This is a genomic window from Streptomyces sp. SN-593 (genome assembly GCF_016756395.1).
Taxonomy (GTDB): domain Bacteria; phylum Actinomycetota; class Actinomycetes; order Streptomycetales; family Streptomycetaceae; genus Actinacidiphila; species Actinacidiphila reveromycinica.
On sequence record NZ_AP018365.1, the window covers coordinates 8,387,192 to 8,407,045 of the forward strand.

General features: G+C 74.6%; 18 protein-coding genes. 8 read left to right on the forward strand and 10 right to left on the reverse strand.

The genetic code is table 11. The features are described from left to right. Positions 1-91: 91 nt before the first annotated feature. Together RVR_RS35355 and RVR_RS35360 are read left to right on the forward strand one after the other, a co-directional pair. Entirely contained in the window at positions 92-1,807 is a 1,716-nt protein-coding gene (locus tag RVR_RS35355) for an alpha/beta hydrolase (protein ID WP_202238097.1), read from the forward strand. Positions 1,808-1,902: 95 nt separating this feature from the next. After that, positions 1,903-2,103: a hypothetical protein gene (locus RVR_RS35360; protein WP_202238099.1), complete on the forward strand. Its 201-nt coding sequence runs from the start codon at positions 1,903-1,905 to the stop codon at positions 2,101-2,103. A gap of 117 nt (positions 2,104-2,220) precedes the next feature. Here the strand turns inward: RVR_RS35360 and RVR_RS35365 are convergent, their stop codons facing one another. Next, positions 2,221-2,682, reverse strand: coding sequence for an Lrp/AsnC family transcriptional regulator (locus tag RVR_RS35365; protein WP_202238101.1), 462 nt, complete (start codon positions 2,680-2,682; stop codon positions 2,221-2,223). 93 nt (positions 2,683-2,775) lie between these two features. Between RVR_RS35365 and RVR_RS35370 the strand changes: the two genes are divergently transcribed. Continuing rightward, the gene (locus RVR_RS35370; RefSeq protein ID WP_237405166.1) at positions 2,776-3,213 is read left to right on the forward strand and encodes a rhodanese-like domain-containing protein; all 438 of its coding nucleotides are present in this window, start codon (positions 2,776-2,778) and stop codon (positions 3,211-3,213) included. Positions 3,214-3,225: 12 nt separating this feature from the next. Here RVR_RS35370 and RVR_RS35375 read toward each other — a convergent pair whose 3' ends face one another. The 3 genes from RVR_RS35375 to RVR_RS35385 form a co-directional block, all read right to left on the reverse strand. Then, positions 3,226-3,768 carry a GNAT family N-acetyltransferase gene (locus RVR_RS35375; RefSeq protein ID WP_202238105.1) on the reverse strand — a complete coding sequence of 181 codons (543 nt, stop codon included), beginning with the start codon at positions 3,766-3,768 and terminating at the stop codon, positions 3,226-3,228. Positions 3,769-3,777: 9 nt separating this feature from the next. Further along, positions 3,778-4,629 carry an EI24 domain-containing protein gene (locus RVR_RS35380; RefSeq protein ID WP_202238107.1) on the reverse strand — a complete coding sequence of 284 codons (852 nt, stop codon included), beginning with the start codon at positions 4,627-4,629 and terminating at the stop codon, positions 3,778-3,780. 195 nt (positions 4,630-4,824) lie between these two features. Beyond that, positions 4,825-5,916 (reverse strand): zinc-dependent alcohol dehydrogenase family protein, encoded by a 1,092-nt coding sequence (locus RVR_RS35385; protein ID WP_202239640.1) that lies wholly within the window; start codon positions 5,914-5,916, stop codon positions 4,825-4,827. 362 nt (positions 5,917-6,278) lie between these two features. On the opposite strand from RVR_RS35385, the gene RVR_RS35390 reads away from it, so the two are divergent. Together RVR_RS35390 and RVR_RS35395 are read left to right on the forward strand one after the other, a co-directional pair. Continuing rightward, entirely contained in the window at positions 6,279-7,535 is a 1,257-nt protein-coding gene (locus RVR_RS35390; protein ID WP_202238109.1) for a PP2C family protein-serine/threonine phosphatase, read from the forward strand. 84 nt (positions 7,536-7,619) lie between these two features. After that, a complete protein-coding gene (locus RVR_RS35395; RefSeq protein ID WP_346731499.1) occupies positions 7,620-8,222 on the forward strand; it encodes an NUDIX hydrolase in 603 nt (200 codons plus the stop codon). A gap of 125 nt (positions 8,223-8,347) precedes the next feature. On the opposite strand, the gene RVR_RS35400 is transcribed toward RVR_RS35395, so the two are convergent. Further along, entirely contained in the window at positions 8,348-9,643 is a 1,296-nt protein-coding gene (locus tag RVR_RS35400) for an enolase C-terminal domain-like protein (protein WP_202238111.1), read from the reverse strand. A 156-nt stretch (positions 9,644-9,799) separates the two neighbouring features. On the opposite strand from RVR_RS35400, the gene RVR_RS35405 reads away from it, so the two are divergent. Further along, positions 9,800-10,636 carry an NAD-dependent epimerase/dehydratase family protein gene (locus RVR_RS35405; protein WP_202238112.1) on the forward strand — a complete coding sequence of 279 codons (837 nt, stop codon included), beginning with the start codon at positions 9,800-9,802 and terminating at the stop codon, positions 10,634-10,636. Between the two features lie 37 nt (positions 10,637-10,673). Here RVR_RS35405 and RVR_RS35410 read toward each other — a convergent pair whose 3' ends face one another. The 4 genes from RVR_RS35410 to RVR_RS35425 all read right to left on the reverse strand — a co-directional run bounded on the left by RVR_RS35410 (position 10,674) and on the right by RVR_RS35425 (position 16,554). After that, positions 10,674-12,761 (reverse strand): dipeptide ABC transporter ATP-binding protein, encoded by a 2,088-nt coding sequence (locus RVR_RS35410; protein WP_237405167.1) that lies wholly within the window; start codon positions 12,759-12,761, stop codon positions 10,674-10,676. A gap of 68 nt (positions 12,762-12,829) precedes the next feature. Then, complete coding sequence (locus RVR_RS35415; RefSeq protein WP_202238116.1) at positions 12,830-13,759, reverse strand: ABC transporter permease; 930 nt, start codon at positions 13,757-13,759, stop codon at positions 12,830-12,832. Then, complete coding sequence (locus RVR_RS35420; protein ID WP_237405168.1) at positions 13,746-14,699, reverse strand: ABC transporter permease; 954 nt, start codon at positions 14,697-14,699, stop codon at positions 13,746-13,748. Before RVR_RS35420 ends, RVR_RS35415 begins: the two co-directional genes overlap by 14 nt. A gap of 10 nt (positions 14,700-14,709) precedes the next feature. After that, positions 14,710-16,554 (reverse strand): peptide ABC transporter substrate-binding protein, encoded by a 1,845-nt coding sequence (locus tag RVR_RS35425; RefSeq protein ID WP_202238118.1) that lies wholly within the window; start codon positions 16,552-16,554, stop codon positions 14,710-14,712. A gap of 508 nt (positions 16,555-17,062) precedes the next feature. Here RVR_RS35425 and wrbA point away from each other — a divergent pair. Both wrbA and RVR_RS35435 read left to right on the forward strand, forming a co-directional pair. Beyond that, positions 17,063-17,665, forward strand: a complete 603-nt coding sequence (gene wrbA / locus RVR_RS35430; RefSeq protein ID WP_202238120.1) for an NAD(P)H:quinone oxidoreductase — start codon at positions 17,063-17,065, stop codon at positions 17,663-17,665. 180 nt (positions 17,666-17,845) lie between these two features. Next, positions 17,846-18,436, forward strand: a complete 591-nt coding sequence (locus tag RVR_RS35435) for a lytic polysaccharide monooxygenase auxiliary activity family 9 protein (RefSeq protein ID WP_202238122.1) — start codon at positions 17,846-17,848, stop codon at positions 18,434-18,436. 103 nt (positions 18,437-18,539) lie between these two features. On the opposite strand, the gene thrS is transcribed toward RVR_RS35435, so the two are convergent. Beyond that, the gene (gene thrS / locus RVR_RS35440; RefSeq protein WP_202238124.1) at positions 18,540-19,808 is read right to left on the reverse strand and encodes a threonine--tRNA ligase; all 1,269 of its coding nucleotides are present in this window, start codon (positions 19,806-19,808) and stop codon (positions 18,540-18,542) included. Positions 19,809-19,854: the final 46 nt, after the last annotated feature.

Here is a 19,854-nt window from a genome sequence, read left to right on the forward strand (position 1 = left end):
TACGGTACCGGCGGGCGGGGGCGGCGGACCGTCGCCCCGGGGAGCGCGTACCCCGCGCACTCCGCGCGCACAGGACGTGAGGAGACAGCGGATGGCGGCGGACACGGCGTTCGTCCTGGTGCCGGGCTTGCACACCGGCGGATGGATCTGGCAGCAGGTGGCTGAGCGGCTGCGGGAGGCGGGCGCGGAGGCGTACGCGCTGACGCTGAGCGGCATGGGCGGGAGCCCCGAGCCCCCGGACCGGCTCCCGTTCGGGCCCTCGGACGACGGCTCGGGCAGGCCCGCGGGCGGGAACCCGGACTCGGACACGTCGGCGGGCGCGCACCCGGGCGGCTCGGCGGGCGCCCCCACGTGCGGCATCGCGGGCCCGGCTGCCGCTGCCGCTGCCGCTGCCGCGGCCGAGGACCCGGACCCGGACCTGGAGACGCACATCGCGGACGTGGTGCGCGCGGTCGAGGGGACGGACGCCTCCCGAGTCGTCCTGGTCGGGCACTGCTACGGCGTCCACCCGGTGGTCGCCGCGGCGGACCGGCGGCCCGACCGCGTCGCGCGGATCGTGCTGGTCGACACACCGATGCCGCAGGACGGGGACCCGCCGGCCGCGCTCGTCCCGCGGCAGGCCGTGCGCGCGGAGCTGCTGCGGCTGGCGGGCGCGGCGGACGGCGGCATGCCCGCCGGCGGGATGATCGCGCCGCCGTCGGACGCGGGCTGGCGGGAGTCCGGCAGCTTCCAGGGGCTCGACGAGGCCGCGGCCGAGCGGCTGCTCGCACGGGCGGTGCCGCAGCCGTGGGCGACGCTGGCGCGGCCGCTGCGGCTGACCGGTTCGGCGGGCGCGTCGGGCACCGTGCCGACCACGGGCGTGCTGTGCACCGCGAACGGGTCCAGCCTGGCGATGGTGGGGCAGGCGCTCGCGCTCGGCGACCCCCGGCTCGCCTATCTCGGCGCCCCGCACCTGAGCTACCTGGAGATGGACACCGGGCACTGGCCGATGCTGTCGGACCCGGACGCGACGGCCGAGGTGCTGCTACGTGCCGCGGCGGGCGAGGGGGCGGCCCCGCATAGGCGATCCGCGGCCCAACGGCCCACGCACCTGGGGCCGTTCGTGATCGACGTGCCGGCGCGGCCGCGCGAGCGGGTGGGCCGGGTGGACTTCCACCTGCCCGACGGGGAGAGGCAGCGCCCGGCTGTGGTGTTCGTGCACGGCGGCCCGGTGCCCGAGGGCGCGCGGCCGACCCCGCGGGACTGGCCCGGTCTGGCCGGCCACGCCCGGCTGGTCGCGCACCTCGGTGCGGCCGGCGTCGTGGTGGACCACCGGCTGCACGACCTGGGCGGATTCGAGGCGGCGGCGCGGGACGTGCGGGACGCCGTCGCGCTCGCGCGGGCGCATCCGCGGGTGGACGGCGAGCGGGTGGCGCTGTGGTTCCTGTCGGTGGGCGGGCTGCTCGCGGCGGACTGGCTCGCCGCGCCGGAGCCCTGGCTGCGGTGCGTCGCACTCACGTATCCGCTGCTGGCACCGCTGCCGGGCTGGGGCGTGGAGCCGCGCTTCCGGCCCGCGCGGGCGGTGCGGGGCGCGGGGCGGCTGCCGGTCGTGCTGACCCGCGTGGGCCGCGAGCGGGCCGAGTTCGCCGCGACCGTCGAGGAGTTCGTCGCGGCGGCGCGGGACGCCGGTGTGGATGTGACGGTCGTGGACGCGCCCTCGGCGGCGCACGGATTCGACACGCACGGCCCGTCCGACGAGTCCCGGCGGGCGGTGGGCGACGCCGCCCGCGCCGTGCTCTCCCACCTTGCCCGTCCCGCGTCGAACTGAAGGCGGCTCAGCGCGTGCCGGCCGGGTATCGGACGAGGCGGCCGCACCTGGGTAGGAGAACGCCCGAGTGGGCGCTGCGGACCGGAGGGAGAGGCATGTACCGCACGGCGGTGATGTGCGCGAAGGGCCATGTGTTCTGGCGGACCTGGGTGGTGGGCGCGTCGTTGACGACCATCCGGCTCGGGCCCCGGCGGATCGGGTGGTGCAGGGCGGGACGGCACGTGTCGGTGCTGCGCCGGGCGGACACCGGGCGGCTGACGGCGGAGCAGCGAGCCGCACTGTACGGCGACGGCTGAACCCGCCTGCGGTGCGGGGTGCCCGAACCCCGGCTTCCGCGCGGGGCGCCCGAACCCCGCCTCCGGTGCGGGGCGCCCCGCGGGCTCCGGTGCTGCTCCGTCCCGCGTGCGGGCAGGTCAGGTGAGGGCCGCGGTGACGGGGCGGTCGGGCAGCGGGCTGGAGTAGACCACGGTGGTGGTGACCGGGCCGAGGGCGGCTATCCGGCCGGTGGTGGCCTCCAGGTGGCGCATCGAGCGGGCGAGGACCTTGAGGACGAAGCAGTCCTCGCCGGTGACGTGGTGGGCCTCGATGATCTCGGGGGTGGTGGCGAGGACGGCGTGGAAGGGCTTGTAGTTGCCGGTCGGGTAGCGCAGGCGGACGAAGGCCAGGATGCCGAGCCCGAGGCGTTCCGGGTCGACCACGGCGGCGTAGCCGCGGATCACCCCGCTCTCCTCCAGACGCCGCACCCGCTCGGTGACGGCGCTGGCGGACATGGCGACCCTACGGGCCAACTCGGCGTAGCCGGCCCGGCCGTCGTGCTGGAGTGCCTCCAGGATGCGCAGGTCGGTCGGGTCGAGGAGAGGGTGATCAGCGGTCATGGCCGACTCCTACCACGCTTTCCCCGGTGGATGGGGGCGAAGACCGTGGATCGTCGGTTCCGGCGCGGGCGGGCTGTTCGTAGCCTTTCCCGCATGACACACACACCTTCGCAGGCCGCGGCCTTCTTCGAGACCCGCCTCGCCTTCCAGACGGACGTCTCCGACGTCCGCACGGCGCTCACCGGGGGCCGGCCCGGGTTCGTGCTGGTCGACTCGCGCGGAACCGCGGGCTGGGAGCAGGGGCACGTGCCCGGTGCGGTGCACCTGCCCACCGCGGACATCCCCGCCCGGGCCGCGGACCTCCTCGACCCGGCCGTCCCGGTCGTCACCTACTGCTGGGGCCCCGGCTGCGACGGTGCCGCCCGCGCGGCGCTCGCCCTGGCCCGACTCGGCTACCGGGTCCGGGAGATGATCGGCGGCATCGAGTACTGGATCCGCGAGGGCTTTCCCCTGGTGACGGCCGACGGCACCGAACAGCGCCCGGCCGACCCGCTCACCGCTCCGGTCGGAGCCGCCATCTGCGCCTGCTGAACGCGCCGGACCTCAGGACGGAACCGGTGGCGCCGGGGGGCGCAGGCCGAGCCACTGTTCGGCGTCCCAGGCGTGGAACCGCTCCACCTCGGTGAACCCCAGCTTCGCCGCGAGGCGCATCGAGGCGGTGTTCGCGCTCTGGGTGGCGAGCACGACCGGTTCGCCGGGCAGGGCGCCGTCGAACCAGTCGAGTGCCGCCGCGCACGCCTCGGCGGCGTATCCCGCGCCCCACGCCCGCGGCAGGAACAGGTAACCGAGGTCGGCCTTCCCCACGGCCGCCGGGCGGCGGTGCTCCGTCGCCCTCCTGAGCAGCACCTGGCCGATCATCGCCCCGTCGAGAGCGGCGACGAAACTGCCGGGCCACCGCTCCGGCACCTCGGGCAGTTCACGCTCCAACTCGTCACGCCGCCGGGGGCCGCCTAGATAGGCGTGCACCTCCGGCGAGGCCAGCAGGTCGACGAAGGTCGCGCGGTCCCGGGCCTCGGACGCCCGCAGGACCAGCCTCGCGGTCCTGATCGGCGCGGGCGGCCAGGCGACGGGGCTCAGGTCCGACATCCCGGCAGGCTACCAAGCGGTGTCCGTCGAGGAGTCGGGGTGCCGAGGAGGCGTGGGAGCGGGGCCGCCGGGTTCCGGGGCCACGGGGGCGGAGCCGTCCGGCACCGCGGACACGGGGCCCGGGGGCGGGGGGAGGAGTTCGCGCACCAGGAGGGTCGCCCCCGCCACCGCGCCGGGCATGAGGACCACCGCGACGAACGGCACCAGGAAGGTCACCGCCAGCGGCGTGCCGAAGCCCAGCGCCAACGGGAGGCGGTGCCGCAACAGCCGTGCGCGCGCGGTCAGGTCGAGGCCGCGCCGCTCGAACGCCACCGTGGACAGTTCGAGGGCGAGGAAGAACCCGGAGACGCAGAAGCCGACGACCGGCACCGCCGTCTGCCCGGCCACCGGTACGAACCCGGCGGCGAACAGCGCGATCCCGAAGACCACCGCCCACAGCAGCACCCGGGCGCCGTCGCGGACGGCGGTCCACACCTCACGCCACAGCGGACGCTCCGGAGCCTGCGGACAGTCGCCCTCGCTGCGTTCCACGCGCGCGGACAGCGCTTCGTAGAAGGGGTCGCCGACCAGCAGCGTCACCGCGGTGAAGGTGATGACCGACAGCAGCAGGCCGGCCCCGAACAGGAGCGCGGTGAGCAGCCCGCGGAACAGGCCCGGCCACGGTGACGCCCAGTGGTCCGCGAAGGGCGTCGCCCAGTCGACCAGGTCCCCGGCCCACAGTGCGAGCACGACCAGCGCGACGACGTATCCGACCAGCGTGATCAGCGCGGGGATCATGCCGAACCGCCAGTCGCGCCGGTGCCGCAGGACCCACCGCTGGCCGTCGGCGAGCAGCCGCACGCCCTTGATCACGTCACCCATGCGGGGGATCGTACGGTACCGGCGCGCCGGGTCGGCAGGGGCGAACCGCGCCGGGGCGGCCGGGCGGACGGGAGCCGGCCGCACGGTCCCGGCCGCAGTCCGGCCGAGGTTGCCGGACGCGTCCTGCGGCCGGACCGGACCTGCCGGTCACGCCGACGCGCCCGCCGCGCGGGCCGCGCCCACCGGACCTGCCGGTTACGCCGACGCGCCCGCCGCGTCGGACGCACCGGCCGCCTCGGCGGCCTCCACGCCCGCGGGAGCGATCACGGTGATGCCCGTCGGCGACCCCTCGCTCATCGCGGCCATTGCCGCGGGCGCCTCGGACAGCCCGATCACCGAGCGGACCAGCAACTCGGGCCGCAGCACCCCCGCGGACACCTGGCGCAGCATCTCCGGGTAGGCGTGCGCGGCCATGCCGTGACTGCCCAGCAGTTCCAACTCCAGGGCGAGCACCCGGCCCATCGGCACCTCGACGGCGCCGGCCGCGAGCAGCCCCACCTGCACATGGCGCCCGCGCGCCCGCAGACCCGCCACCGACGCCGCGCAGGTCACCGCCGAACCGAGCGCGTCCAGCGACACGTGCGCGCCACCGCCGGTCGCCTCCCGCACCGCCTCCGCGGTGGCTTCCGCGGTCGGCCCGGGCACCAGGCACGCCGCCGCGCCGAACTCCGCGGCCAGCCGCAGCGCCTGCGGCGAGGGGTCGACCGCCACCACCCGCGCCCCGCCCGCCACGGCGACCATCACCGCCGACAGCCCGACGCCGCCGCAGCCGTGCACGGCCACCCACTCGCCGGGCCGGACGCGGCCCTGCGCCACCACCGCCCGGTACGCGGTGGCGAACCGGCAGCCGAGAGAGGCGGCGGTGGCGCAGGGCAGGTCCGCCGGCAGTTCGACGAGGTTCACGTCGGCCCGCCGCACCACCACGAACTCCGCGTACGAACCCCAGTAGGTGAAGCCGGGCTGCTCCTGGCGCGCGCACACCTGCTGGTCGCCACGCGCACAGGACGCGCAGCGGCCGCAGGCGTGGACGAACGGAGCCGTCACCCGCGCGCCCGCCCGCACGCCCCGGACCGCGGCGCCGACCGCGACCACTTCGCCGGCGAACTCGTGGCCCGGCACGTGCGGAAGCGTCACCGAGTCGTCGTGGCCCCGCCACGCGTGCCAGTCGCTGCGGCACAGGCCGGTCGCGGCCACCCGCACCACCGCGCCGCCGGGCGGCGGTTCGGGGTCGGCGACCTCGCGGACGGCGGCGAGCCGCCCGAACTCCTCGAACACCACAGCCCGCACGGGCCCCACCGCCTTCTCCTCGCGCCCGCCGGCCGGCGGTCCGCCCGCAAGCCAGCATCCCAGCCGCTCTCCGCATCTGTCCGTCCGCATCTGCTCGTCCGCATCTGCTCGTCCGGACCTGTCCGTCCGGACCTGTCCGCACCTGTCCACCCGTGTCCACCGCGCACGACCGGCCGCACGCGCCACCGGACCCGCACGACCGGCCGCGACGGCCCCCCGCCCCAGCCCCGCGCACGCGGCCCCTCCCACGGCACCCCACGACCGGAACCGCCGACCGTCTCCGCTATCCCCCGCCGACCGCCCCCGCCGACCGGAACCGTATGACCGTAGGAAGGGACGAAAGGGGCGATACGCTCTCATGCGTGACGAACCCTCACCGAAGCCGACGTCCCCGGGCGCGCGACGGCCGTCCGCGCGGCCTCGCCGGGTGGTCACCGGCCCTGCTGACCCTCCTCATCGGCGTTCTCGCGGTACTCACGCCCGAGGACTTCGCGGTCAGCCGGCTGCTGCCCGCCGCGCCGGCGCTCGCGGCGTCCATGTGGTCGGTGGGCGGCACGATCCTGCTCGGCATCCTCACGATGGCCGCGATGTTCGCCATCCAGATCGCCTTCTCCGAGCCCGCGACCACCTTCACCGCGCTCGCGCTCGGCGGTGTCACCGCCGCGGCAGCGTACGCCGCCCATGTGCGGTTGCAGCGCGAGCGCACGCTGTCCCAGGTGCGGTCGGTGGCCGACGCCGCCCAGGCCGTGGTGCTGCGGCCGGTGCCGCACCGGCTCGGCGGAGTCGGCATCGAGACGCTCTACCTGGCCGCCGCCGAGGAGGCGAGGATCGGCGGGGACTTCTTCGAGGCGGTCGAGACCCCGCACGGGGTCCGGGTCCTGCTCGGTGACGTGCGCGGCAAGGGCCTGTCGGCGGTCGGGGTGGCCAGCGCCATCACCAACGGGTTCCGGGAGGCGGCGTACGACGAGCCCGACCTCGCCCGGCTCGCCCGCCGCCTGGACACGAGCATGCGGCGGTACTCCGACACCGTCACCTCCTCCGACGCAGGCGAGGGGTTCGCCACCGCGGTCCTCGCCGAGGTCCGGCCCGGCACCCGGCAGGTCGCGCTGGTCAACTGCGGACACCCGCCGCCGCTCCTGCTCAGCGGCGGCCCCGACGGTGCCTCCCCGGACCGCGCCGCCGCGGACGAGAACGGCCTGAGCGGCGTCGGCGCGAGCGGGGCGGGCCCGAGCAGTGTCGGTCCCCTCGCGCCGGCCGCGGTCCGCGCGCTCGACCCGTCGGCGCCGTCCCCGCCGCTGAACATGGCCGCGCTCATCGGCGGGGACTACACGGTCGACACCCTGCGCCTGTCGCACGGAGAACGGCTGCTGTTCTACACCGACGGCGTCATCGAGACCCGCGACCGGTCCGGCCGGTTCTTCCCCTTGGAGGAGTGGGTGGTACGGCAGACCGCCGTGCCCGCCCCGCGTCTGCTCGGCCTGCTGCACCGGCAGCTCCTGCGCTTCAGCGGGGGCGCCCTCGACGACGACATCGCCGCGCTGGTGGTCCACTGCGAGGCCGCGGGCGCGGGGCGGCCGGCCGCGGCGGCCTCGGGCGCCTCCCCGGTCCCCGACCCGTAAATCCGCGGGCGCCGCCGCCGGGCGCTGTGCGAGGATCGCCCCTTTGGCGTGAAGACGGCACAACTCGCGGACGGAGGACGGGCGATGACGGCGACGGGCTCGGCGGAGTCGACGGTGGCGGCGGATTCGACAGTGGCGACGGGTTCGACGGCGGCAACATCGGCAGCGGATGCGACGGGTCCCACGCTGGCGGCGGCCGGCGATCCGCAACCGGCCGAGATACGGCACCGGTTGCGGGTGGGGGCCTACGGCGTGTGCGTGCGCGACGGCCGGATCCTCCTGTCGCACCTGCTGCCCTACGGGAACAACCCGGCGGCGTGGACGATGCCGGGCGGCGGCCTCGAACCGGGCGAGGACCCGCTCGACGCGGTCGTCCGCGAGGTCGAGGAGGAGACGGGTTACCGGGTCGCGGTCGACCGGCTGCTCGGCATCGACAGCTTCCGCGGACGCCGGGTCCTCGACTCCGGTGTCGTGGACGCCTTCCAGGGCCTGCGGATCGTCTACCGCGTGCACGTGGTCGGCGGCGAGCTCCGCGACGAGGTGGGCGGCTCCACCGACCACGCCGCGTGGTTCCCGCTCGACGAGGTGCCCGCGCTGGACACCGTCGAACTGGTCGAGGTGGCTCTGCGGTTGGACCGCGAGCAGCCTCCCTCCGGCCGCCTGGCCGGCGACGCGGACCCGGCCTGACCGCGGCAGGGGGACGCCCCCGGCCCGCGCCGCCCGCGGCCGCCGGTCGGTCGGACGTCGCGGGCGCGGGCGCGGCATCGGACGTCGCGGGATCGGGCGCGGGCGTCGCGGGCGCCGACCGCACGTCAGGGGGCGTCGAGGCCGCCGTCCGGGTGGCGGACGCCGGTCGCCCACCGCTCGTGCAGGAACTTGACCGGGGGGAAGCGGCGCGCGGCCGCCTCGTCGAGATCGACGCCCCAGCCCGGCGCGTCGGAGGGCGCGAGGTGTCCCTCGCGCACCACCGGCGTGCCGGGGAAGACCTCGTGGGTGGCGTCGTCGTAGGTGTGCGACTCCTGGTAGCCGAAGGCCGGCGTGGAGATGTCGACCGCGAGGTTCGCCGCCACGCCGACCGGGGAGATGTCGCCGGGGGAGTGGAACGCCGTGCGCACCCCGAGGAGTTCGGCCAGCGCCACCAGCTTCCGGGTCGGGGTCAGCCCGCCCACCGCGGAGGTGTGCAGGCGCAGCAGGTCGATGCCGCCGTCGCGGATCAGCCGCGCCGCGTCCGTGACGTTGCCGATCTGCTCGCCGACAGCGATCGGCACCGGCGAGGCGGCCCGCACCTCCGGCAGCCGGTCGTAGTGCTCCGGCGCGATCACGTCCTCCAGGAACGACAGCCGGTACGGCTCCAGTTCACGGGCCAGCACCACCGCCTGCTTGGGGGTGAGCCGGCTGTGCACGTCGTGCATCAGGCTCACCTCGTCGCCCAACCGCTGCCGGGCCGCGGCGAAGAGCGCGGGGGTGGCCCGCAGGTACTGCGCGACGTCCCAGCCGTCCGGGTGCGGCGAGCGCGGGTAGCCGCCGCGGGTGCCGGGTGCGCCGTAGGTCCCCAGGCCCGGGCCGCCGACCTGGAGGCGTACGTGCCGGTAGCCCTGGGACAGCAGTTCCTCGGCCTGCGCGAGCGTCTCGTCCACGGTGCCGCCCGCCGCGTGGGAGTACACCTCGACCGCGGACCTGCTGCGGCCGCCGAGCAGTTCGTACACCGGCATTCCGGCGCGCTTGCCCGCGATGTCCCACAGGGCCTGGTCCACTCCGGACAGCGCGTTGCCCAGCACCGGGCCGCCGCGCCAGTAGGACGAGTAGTGGATCATGCGGGTGATGTCCTCGATGTCGGCCGGATGGCGGCCGACGACCAGGGGGCCGACGTGTTCGTCCACGGCGGCCGCCACCGCGGCGTAGCGCTGGGTGAAGGTCGCGCAGCCCAACCCGTACAGGCCGGGGTCGGAGGTGTCCACCCGGACCACCACCAGGGGCAGGCCCTCCGGCGCGGTGACGATCGCGCGCACCGAGGTGACGCGCAGCCGGTCCCGGCCCTGCCAGGGCGGCGCGGCCTCGGGGAGCGCGCCGGAGGCGTCGAGCAGGCGGTCGGGTCCTGAACCGGTCATGGGGATTCCCCTGTTCGCGGATGGAGCGGGCGGACGGGCCCATGTTACGTTTCCGGCAGGAGAACGCCAGATCTCGTTGCAGTCTCTGCAAGAACACGACAGTCGCGGTGTCGAGGTACGGCGCCGCCGCCGGCTCCCCGAGAGGAAGTACCCACCGTGAAGGTCCTGGTCACCGGCGCGGGCGGCCTGCTCGGCCGTGAGGTCGTCGCGCACCTGCGGGAGTCGGGCCACACCGTACGGGCCCACGACCGGACCGCCCCGGACCCCGCGACCACCGACGAGGTCGCCGGCGGCGACCTGCTCGACGCGGCCGGACCGGCCGCGCTCCTCGACGGCGTCGACGCGGTCGTGCACGCCGCCGCGCTGCCCTCGCCGTACTCCGCGCCCCATGACGAGGTGTTCACCAACAACGTCCGGGCCTCCTACCTCGTGCTGGACGCCGCCGGCCGCGCGGGCGTCCGCCGCGTGGTCAACGTCTCCAGCCTGTGCGCGCTCGGCCTGGCGTTCTCCGCCCACGGCGTCTCGCCCCACCGCGTGCCGGTCACCGAGGATCACCCCTACATCGGCGACGATGTCTACGGCCTGTCGAAGTACGTCGGCGAGGCGGTCGCCGCCACCACCTCCCGCCGCTACGGCACCACCGTCGTCTCGCTGCGCTTCCCCTTCCTCGGCACCGGCGAACGGCTGCGCGCCCACCTGGCCGACGTGCACCGGGACCCCGGGGTCGAGAGCGGCGCGCTGTGGGGCTGGCTGGACACCCGCGACGCCGCCCGCGCGATCGGCGCCGCCCTGACCGCTCCGGTCGAGGGGCACCCCGTGGTCAACGTGACGGCGCCCGACACCACCGCCCTGCGGCCCACCGCGGAACTGCTGCGCCGCTACCACCCCGCCGCACGCGTCGAGGCTCCGCTCGACGGGTTCGCCGTGCCGTTCGACCTGACCCGCAGCCGCGACCTGCTCGGCTTCACCGCGCGCCACACCTGGCGCGGGTAGGGCGCGGGGAGGAGCGGCACGCGCCGGCGGCGGGCCGTCAGGCCGGTGCGGACAGCGGTTCCTCGGCGACGGGGCCGCGCAGCGGGAAGTGGCAGGCCGCGGTGTGGCCGGGCCCGAAGGAGCGCAGCGCGGGCTCCTCGGCGGCGCAGCGGTCGGTGGCCAGCGGGCACCGGGTGCGGAAGCGGCAGCCGGACGGGGGAGCCGCCGGGCTGGGCAGTTCGCCGGTGATCCCGGTGCCGCGCTTGGCCCGCTCGGCCGCCGGGTCCGGCACCGGCACGGCCTCCAGCAGGCCCGCGGTGTACGGGTGCGCGGCGCGCAGGTGGATGTCGTCGGCGCTGCCGACCTCCACCAGCCGGCCGAGGTACATCACGCCGATCCGGTCGGCGAGGTAGCGGACCACCGCGAGGTCGTGCGAGATGACGACGTACGACACGCCGTGCGAGACCTGGAGCCGCTTCATCAGGTTGAGCACCTGGGCGCGCACGGACACGTCCAGCGCGGAGACCGGCTCGTCGGCCACGATCAGCCGCGGGTTGAGGGCCAGCGCCCGGGCCAGGCCGACGCGTTGGCGCTGGCCGCCGGAGAACTCGTGCGGGAACAGGTCCAGTCCCCGTTCGGGCAGGCCGACCTCGGCGAGGAGCTCCGCGACCCTGGCCTTCTGCTCGCGGGCGGTGCCGATGCCCTGGATGCGCAGGGGCTCGCGCAGGATGCCGCCGACCCGCATCCTCGGGTCGAGCGAGGAGAACGGGTCCTGGAAGACCATCTGGAGGTCCCGCCGGCGCCTGCGCAGCTCGCGGCCGCGCACCTGTCCCAGGTCGGTGCCCTCCAGGGTGACGGTGCCCGCGTCGGGCCGGTCCAGGCCGACCAGCAGGCGGCCGAGCGTGGTCTTGCCGCAGCCGGACTCGCCGACCAGCCCGAAGGTCTCGCCGTGGCCGAGGGTGAAGGAGACGCCGGACACGGCGTGCACCACCCGGCGGCCCTGCCCGGGCAGCCGCGCCCCGCGCACCGGGAACTCCCGTACGAGGGCGTGCGCTTCGAGCAGCGGCCGGACGGCAGACTTGCGGAGGTCGTCCGCGGGACTCGCGGCGACCGCTGCTTTGGGTGCGGCCGGACCGGCCGGTCGCGGGGCCGCGGGCAGGTCGGCCGCGGGCCGCGGCCCGTCCGTCGGGTGCCAGCAGGCGAAGCGGTGCTCCGGCGGCCCGGTGAGCGCGGGCTCCTCGGTGCGGCAGCGGTCGGTGGCGTACGCGCAGCGGTCGGCGAAACGGCAGCCGTCCGCCGGGCCGGTGAGGTCCGGCGGCAGCCCCGGGATGGTGGGCAGGCGCCGATCCGGGTCCTGGTCGAGCCGCGGCACGGAGGCCAGCAGGCTCTGGGTGTAGGGGTGCCGCATCCCGTGGAAGAGCCGGTCGGTGCCGGTGCTCTCGGCGATCCGCCCGGCGTACATCACGTTGACCCGGTCCGCGTGCCCGGCGGTGACGCCCATGTCGTGGGTGATGAGGATCATCGCCATGCCGAGCCGGGACCGCAGGTCGGCGAGCAGGGCGAGGATCTGCGCCTGGATGGTGACGTCGAGTGCGGTGGTGGGCTCGTCGGCGATGAGCACCCGGGGCTCGTTGGCCAGCGCCATCGCGATCAGCACGCGCTGGCGCAGCCCGCCGGAGAGCTGGTGCGGGTAGTCGTCGAGCCGCTCGCGCGGGTGCGGCAGCCCGACCAGGCCCAGCACCTCGGCGGCACGCTCGGCCGCCTCGGCCCGGGTGCAGCCGCGGTGCAGCAGCACCGGCTCCGCGACCTGGTGGCCGATGCTCTTGGTCGGGTCCAGCGACGTCATCGGGTCCTGGAAGACCATCGCGATGTCGTTGCCGCGCACCCTGCGCAGCTCCCGGGCGGGCAGGCCGACCAGTTCGCGGCCGTCCAGCCGGATCGAGGAGCCCTCGGCGATCCGGCCGCCGGGCGGCAGCAGGCCCATGAGCGACAGGCCGGTCATGGACTTGCCGCAGCCGGACTCGCCGACCAGGCCCAGCGTCTCGCCGGCCTCCAGTTGGAAGGAGACGTCCTCCACCGCCCGCACGACACCGCGGCTGGTGCGAATGCGGGTGGTGAGGTGCTGGACGTCGAGCAGGGGAGGCATGCCGTTCCTCGATTCGTCGCCGGCGCCCGCCGCCGGCCCGCGGGCGGGCGCGGCGGGGCGCGGAGCGGTCACGTGCGGTGCAGGCGGACGTCCAGCGCGTCGTGGACGGCGTCGCCGATCAGGTTGAAGGCCACGACGGTGATGATGAGGATCACCGCGGGCGGGTACACCAGCCACCAGTAGCCGTCGTAGAGGTAGTCGAGGCCGCCGGTGAGCATCGTGCCCCAGTCGGCGTGCGGGGGCGGCAGCCCGAGCCCGAGGAAGCTCAGCGCGGACAGGGTGAGGATCGAGTCGGCGATGGTGAAGGTGGCGCTCACGATGATCACGCCCGCCGCGTTGGGCACCAGGTGGCGCAGCACGATCCGCCGACCGGTGCCGCCCATCATCCGCGCCGCCTGGACGAACTCCCGCGTGCGCAGCGTCAGCACCTCGCCGCGCACCAGCCGGGCCGCGCCCAGCCAGGACAGCAGCGACAGCACCACGATGATCAGCCCGAGGGACGGCGTGAACATGCTGACCACGATCAGCAGCAGCACCAGCCCGGGGATGGCGAGGAAGGTGTCCACGGCCCGCATCATCACCGCGTCCACGAACCCGCCGAAGTACCCGGCGAAGGCGCCGTACAGGGTGCCGATGAGGGTGGTGGCCAGCGCGACGGCGAAGCCGAGTTCGAGGGAGGAGCGGCCGCCGGCCATCAGCCGGCCCAGCACGTCGTAGCCGGAGGCGTCGGTGCCGAGCGGGTGCCCGCCGCCGGGCGGCAGTTCGGCCAGGTCGAGGTGGACGGTGACCTGGTCGGTCCGGTACAGCAGCGGCCCGACGAAGCAGAACGCGGCGACCACCGCCACGATCCCCAGCCCGACCAGGGCGCGCGGGTTGCGCAGGAAGGCGGCCGCCGTCAGTCGCCCCGAACCGTGCCGCACGGCCAGGGCACCGGCCTCCGGCGCGCCGGCCGACCCGGCTCCGCCGGGCGGGGCGGCCGGCGTGTCATGCGTGGTCATAGCGGATCCGTGGGTCGAGGAGGCTGTAGGCGATGTCGGCGAGCAGGCTGCCGACGACGGTGGCCACGCCGACCACGAGGGTCGAGCCGAGCAGCACCGGGTAGTCCTTGCTGGTGGCGGCCTGGTAGAACAGCAGCCCCATGCCGGGGTAGTTGAAGACCGACTCGGCGATCACCGCGCCGGTGACGATCGCCGGTGCCGCCAGCCCGAGCACGGTGATCACCGGCAGCAGGGAGTTGCGCAGCACGTGCCGCCGCAGCACCAGCCCCTCCGGCAGGCCCTTGGCGCGGGCGACCAGGACGTAGTCCTGGGCGAGCGTGCTGATCGCCGACGAGCGCATGTACCGGCTGAACCCGGCCACGGTGACCAGGCAGAGCGTCACCACGGGCAGCACCAGGCCGCGCGGGTCGGACAGGATGCCGCCGACCGACTCGGCCTGCGGCGCCTGCGAGGGCAGCAGGTGCAGTTGCACCGAGAAGAGCGCGACCAGCAGCAGCGCGAAGAAGAAGTCCGGCATCGAGTACAGCACGAACGACACGACGGTCAGCACGTGGTCGACCGCGCGGTCCCGCCGCAGCGCCTGGTAGATGCCCATCGGCAGCGCCACGGCCAGCGCCAGCACGGTGGAGATGCCCAGCAGCACCGCGTCGCGCGGCAGCCGCTGCGCGATGAGCGTGGACACCGGCTGGTGCAGGGAGTACGACGTGCCGAAGTCGCCCTGCGCCGCCTGCTTGACGAAGGTCAGGAACTGGGCCGCCAACGGCCGGTCCAGGCCGTTGGCGGCGTCGAAGACCGCGATGCGCTCGGAGTTCGCCCGGGTGCCGAGCGTGGCCCGGGCGGCACTGCCCGGTTCGAGGTGGATCAGCGCGAAGGTCACCACCATCACGCCGATCACCACCACGATCGCCTGGCCGATCCGGCGCAGCAGGTAGGCCGTCACCGCGTGGCCGTCATGAGGTGTAGGCCCAGTCCTCGTAGTCGACCGTGCCCGAGAACGGGTTGAGCGGCACGACACCCTGCAGCTTGCTCCGGTAGACCAGCAGGCTGCTGCGCAACGGCACCCACAGCCAGGGCAGTTGGCGCGCCGCGTAGTCCTCGTAGGTGGAGAACGCGGTCTTCGAGGAGCCGTACTCGGTGGCCTTGATCAGCTTGTCCATGGTCGGGTCCGAGTAGCCGCCGAGGTTGCCGGAGCCGCCGGTGTCGAAGAAGCCGGTGCCGTTGGGGTAGAGCGGGTACGGGTCGTAGCCGAAGTCCGCGAGCTGCCAACTGCACGTCGACGACGGGTGGGACGCGGCGGTGCAGTTGCCGATCGTGCCGATCAGCGTGTTGAACGGCTCGGCCTTCAAGTTCAGGGTGATGCCCGCCTGCGCCTCGGAGGACTTGACCGCGGCGTTCTGCTCGTCGGTCGTGGCCCGGCCCGAGGAGTACAGGAGCTGGAAGGTCAGCGGCTGGCCCGCCTTGATCCCCGCGCCGCACTGGTTCGCGCCGGTGCCCGGGTCCTGGCAGGTGCTGGTGCCGCCGGGCACCACCTTCCACCCGTGTGCCTGGAGCAGCGACTTCGCCTTGGCGGGGGAGTAGGGGTACGGTCCGCCGGACTTCTCCAACGGGGTCGCCCAGGTGCTGGTGGCCTTCACCGGCACCGGTCCGCTGCCCGGGTCCGCGTAGCCGTTGTAGACCTTGGAGACGATCTGCGGGCCGTTGATCAGGTACTGGAGGGCCTGGCGCACGTATAGCTGCCGGAGCACCGTGCCGACCTTGGCGTTGTACAGGTTCGGCAGGATGCCGGCCACGCCGGGGATGGGCACGCTGGCGATCGAGTAGCCGCTGGAGCGCAGCGCCTGCGCCTGCTTCACGTCGTTGAGCGGCAGCCCGGCCACGTCGAGGGAGCCGCCGGAGCGCAGCGCGTTGAGTTCCGGGGTGTCGGTGGTGAACGGCTGCATGACGAGCTTGTCGACCGACGGCTTCGAGGCGCCGGAGTAGGCCGGGTTGGGCACGTAGCTGTAGTAGCCGTTGCTGCGGAACTCCTTGAGCTTCCACGGCCCGTCGACCACCTGCCACAGCGGGTTGGTGGCGAAGGTGCTGATCTTCGCCCCCTCCTTCTGCAGGTAGGAGTAGACCGCCTTCGCGCCCGCGGTGGTCGTGTCGTGGTCGCCGACCGCGCCGGTGTCCGAGGTCTTGTCCCAGGCGTGCTGGGGCAGCAGCGGGATGGTGCTGAGCACGTCGTCGGTGTAGAAGTCCGGGTTGTACGCCCGGGTGAGGTCGAGCACCACGGTGTGGGTGTCGGGGGTGGTCACCTTCGACACGTCGTCCGGGAAGAGGCCGGGCAGGTGGGCCTGCCAGTTCTTGGCGTTCGCCTTGAGCAGGTTGTAGACGAAGGTGAAGTCCCGGCTGGTGATCGGCTCGCCGTCCGACCACTTCCAGTCCTTGAGGCCGATGGTGATCCGTTTGTCGCCGTTCGTGTAGGCGATCGAGGTGAACAGGCTCTTCTCCTTGTTCACCTCCGACTTGGCGCCGGCGCCGGCGTAGACGAGGTACGGCCACAGCGCCTCGGAGAGGTTGGCGTTGTACCCGTTCTGGTTGGTCGCCGGTACCAGCGGGAAGATGAAGTCGGGCGTCGCCGACACGGCGGCCACGGTGATGGTGCCGCCCTTCTTCACCGGGCGCTTGCTGGCGGTGGCGTGCTGGCCGTCGGAGATGGTGCCGCTGCCGCCGCCCCCGCCGCCGGTGCAGGCCACGGCGGCCATCGCCAGGGCCACCGCGACCGCGGCCCCTCTGGTACGTCGGATCACGCGCATGCGTGGAATCGCCCTCCCCAAGTCGTGCGGCACCGCATCGGGACCGATGACGACGTGTCATATGGCAGGTGCACGACAATCAACGGCTCCAGGGATCTACCCGGGCCCGGGTGGGCTGAAGCGCCGTGACGGTCGATGTCCCGAACCCCCGCCTCCGCGGGAGGGCGCTCGTTGATCACGACCAGCATGGTGGCCGAATGTTGCGGGAGTGCTGCGAGAGTATGTCACTGTTCCCTGTGCCCTGGGGTGCGTGTGCGGCGCGCGGGGCAGGGCGTGCGGGTCCGGCCGGTCGGACCCGCCCCGCGCGCCGGACCCGAGCGTGCGCGGCTGGCCCAGGTGGCGGCCCCGCGTGACCGTACGGGTGAACCGCGGGCGGCGCGGGCCGAGGGTCACCGCCGAAGGCACGGCCGGCGCGGAGAGTTGGGGCGTCCGACCGGGCGGCGGCCCGCTGCGCGCGCCGCGCCGGGACGGACGCCGCATCACTGTCGAGCGGGCGGGAGAAGCGCGCGTGTCTGTCCGAGTTGCCGTCATCTACTACAGCGCCACCGGGAACGTCCACCAGTTGGCCCAGGCCGTCGCCAAGGGGGCCGAGAGCCGGGACGCCGAGGTGCGCCTGCGCCGGGTGCCCGAACTCGCGCCCGACACGGCCATCGACGCGAACCCGGCCTGGCGCGCCCACGTGGACGCCACCAAGGACACGGTGCGGGAGGCGACCCTCGCCGACCTGGAGTGGGCCACGGCCTACGCCTTCGGCACCCCGACCCGCTTCGGCAACGTCACCTCCCAGCTCAAGCAGTTCATCGACCAGACCGGTGTGCAGTGGCAGGCGGGCGTCTTCCACAACAAGCCCGCCACGAGCTTCACCTCGGCGATGAACGCCCACGGCGGCCTGGAGTCCACGCTGCTGTCGCTGAACAACGTCTTCTACCACTGGGGTTGCGTCATCGTGGCGCCCGGCTACACCGACCCGGTGCTCTTCGCGGCCGGCGGCAACCCGTACGGCACGAGTTGGGCGAGCGGGGGTGGCGAGGGGCCGGACCGGGCGACGCTGGACGCGGCGCACTACCAGGGCCGGCACCTGGCGGACATCGCGACCCGGCTCGCCGGCTGACGGGCCGACCCGCCGTCGCGGCCCGATCGGGCGTGACCGGGCCGGCGACGCGGCAGAAGGGGCCGGATCGGCGGGGGAATTGGCCGATTGCTGATGTGGACATGCCCATTTCTCGTGACTAGCGTGCGCTCTGGTCTAGACCTGACCAGGGCCGTCCCCCCCACACCTCTGGAGTCCACCATGCGCAAGAAGATCGCCACCGCGGTGGTCGGCGTCGGCGTCGCCTCCGCCTTCGCGCTGAGCACCGGCAGTGCGAGCAGCCACGGCTACGTCAGCACCCCGCCCAGCCGCGCCGCGCTCTGCGCCGCCGGCACCGTGACGAACTGCGGCGACATCCAGTACGAACCGCAGAGCGTCGAGGGCCCCAAGGGCTTCCCGGCCGCCGGGCCCGCCGACGGCAGCATCTGCAGCGGCGGCAACGCCCGCTTCGCCCAGCTCGACGACCCGCGCGGCGGCGCCTGGCCCGCCACCCAGGTCACCGGCGGCCAGAACTACACCTTCACCTGGAAGCTCACCGCCCAGCACTCCACCACCGACTTCTCCTACTACATGACCAACAGCAGCTACGACCCCACGAAGCCGCTCACCCGGTCCGAGATCGACACCACCCCGTTCCTGACCGTGCCCTACAACGGCACCCAGCCGCCCGCCACCGTCGTGCACCAGGGCACCATCCCCACCGGCCACACCGGCAAGCAGCTCATCGTCGGCGTGTGGACCGTCGCCGACACCGGCAACGCCTTCTACTCCTGCGCCGACGTGCAGTTCTGACCCGGGGCCGGCCCCCGGGGCCGCGGCGGGCCCCGGCCCGCTGACCGGCTCCACGGCGGGCGCGCTCCTCCCGACGGGGAGCGCGCCCACCGCGCCCCAGCCGCTACCCGGCGTCCGGGCCGTCCCACAGCCGCACGCCGTACGCGCCGACCAGGGCGGCGATCCGCGACGCCAACTCCGGTCCGGGCAGCGGAGCGGGCCGCCTCCCGTCGCGCAGCCTCGGCGCGACCAGGCCGTCCGCGGCCTCCCGCGCACCGATCACCCCCTGGTACGGCACCAGGCGCGCCCGGCGGACCCGGGCCCCGAGACTCCCCTGACGCGCGTCCGCGACCTCGACCCGCAGCCCGAGCGCGACACAACGCGCCGCGAACTCCCGGGCGGCCGCCTCCTGTTCGGCCGCGACCGGCAGCACCGCCACCTGCACCGGGGCCAGCCACGCCGGGAACGCCCCGCCGTGCACCTCCACGAGCTGCGCCACCGCCCGCTCCACGCTGCCGACGACGCTGCGGTGCACCATCACCGGCCGGTGCCGGGCCCCGTCCGCACCCACGTACCGCAGCCCGAAACGCTCCGGCTGGTGGAAGTCGACCTGCACGGTGGACAGGGTGGACTCCCGCCCGGCGTGGTCGCGGACCTGCACGTCGATCTTGGGACCGTAGAACGCGGCCTCGCCCTCCTCCGCCTCGTAGGGCAGGCCGAGCCGTTCCAGCACGCCGACCAGCGCCTCGGTGGCCCGCCGCCACATCTCCGGCGCCGCCGCGTACTTGCCGCCCGGGCCCGGCAGCGACAACCGGTAGCGGGCCGCACGGATGCCCATCGCGGCGTACGCGCGCCCGATCAGCTCCAGCGCGCCCGCGGCCTCCTCCTCCACCTGCTCCGGGGTGCAGAAGAGGTGGGCGTCGTTGAGCTGGATCGCCCGGACCCGGGTCAACCCGGCGAGCACACCCGACAGTTCGGCGCGGAACATGCCGCCCAGCTCCGCGAGGCGCAGCGGCAGGTCGCGGTAGCTGCGGGCCTGCGACCGGAAGAGCACCGCGTGGTGCGGACACAGGCTCGGACGCAGCACCACCTGCTCGCCGCCGCCCAGTTCCATCGGCGGGAACATGTCGTCGCGGTAGTGCGCCCAGTGACCGGAGATCTCGTACAGCTCGCGTTTACCGAGCACCGGGGAGTACACGTGGCGGTAGCCCGCCGCGCGCTCCTGGCCGCGGATGTACTCCTCCAGCGCGTGCCTCACCGCGGCGCCGTCCGGCAGCCAGTACGGCAGCCCCGCGCCGATCAGCGGGTCGCTGCCGAACAGGCCCAGCTCGCGGCCGAGTTCGCGGTGATCGTGCACGGCGTCGTGTGCGTTCTGGGCATGGCCCTCGTTCATGGTGCCGCCTTCCTGCGGTGAGGGGGATGCGAAGGCGGGGCGGCCC

Excerpts from the sequence above, each read along its gene's own strand:
- RVR_RS35365 (WP_202238101.1), bottom strand. The coding sequence starts at position 2,682 with ATGACCGCTGATCACCCTCTCCTCGACCCGACCGACCTGCGCATCCTG.
- RVR_RS35360 (WP_202238099.1), top strand. The coding sequence starts at position 1,903 with ATGTACCGCACGGCGGTGATGTGCGCGAAGGGCCATGTGTTCTGGCGG.
- RVR_RS35425 (WP_202238118.1), bottom strand. The coding sequence starts at position 16,554 with ATGCGCGTGATCCGACGTACCAGAGGGGCCGCGGTCGCGGTGGCCCTG.
- RVR_RS35400 (WP_202238111.1), bottom strand. The coding sequence starts at position 9,643 with ATGACCGGTTCAGGACCCGACCGCCTGCTCGACGCCTCCGGCGCGCTC.
- RVR_RS35410 (WP_237405167.1), bottom strand. The coding sequence starts at position 12,761 with ATGCCTCCCCTGCTCGACGTCCAGCACCTCACCACCCGCATTCGCACC.
- RVR_RS35380 (WP_202238107.1), bottom strand. The coding sequence starts at position 4,629 with ATGGGTGACGTGATCAAGGGCGTGCGGCTGCTCGCCGACGGCCAGCGG.
- RVR_RS35355 (WP_202238097.1), top strand. The coding sequence starts at position 92 with ATGGCGGCGGACACGGCGTTCGTCCTGGTGCCGGGCTTGCACACCGGC.
- RVR_RS35375 (WP_202238105.1), bottom strand. The coding sequence starts at position 3,768 with ATGTCGGACCTGAGCCCCGTCGCCTGGCCGCCCGCGCCGATCAGGACC.
- RVR_RS35435 (WP_202238122.1), top strand. The coding sequence starts at position 17,846 with ATGCGCAAGAAGATCGCCACCGCGGTGGTCGGCGTCGGCGTCGCCTCC.
- RVR_RS35395 (WP_346731499.1), top strand. The coding sequence starts at position 7,620 with ATGACGGCGACGGGCTCGGCGGAGTCGACGGTGGCGGCGGATTCGACA.
- RVR_RS35370 (WP_237405166.1), top strand. The coding sequence starts at position 2,776 with ATGACACACACACCTTCGCAGGCCGCGGCCTTCTTCGAGACCCGCCTC.
- RVR_RS35415 (WP_202238116.1), bottom strand. The coding sequence starts at position 13,759 with ATGACCACGCATGACACGCCGGCCGCCCCGCCCGGCGGAGCCGGGTCG.
- thrS (WP_202238124.1), bottom strand. The coding sequence starts at position 19,808 with ATGAACGAGGGCCATGCCCAGAACGCACACGACGCCGTGCACGATCAC.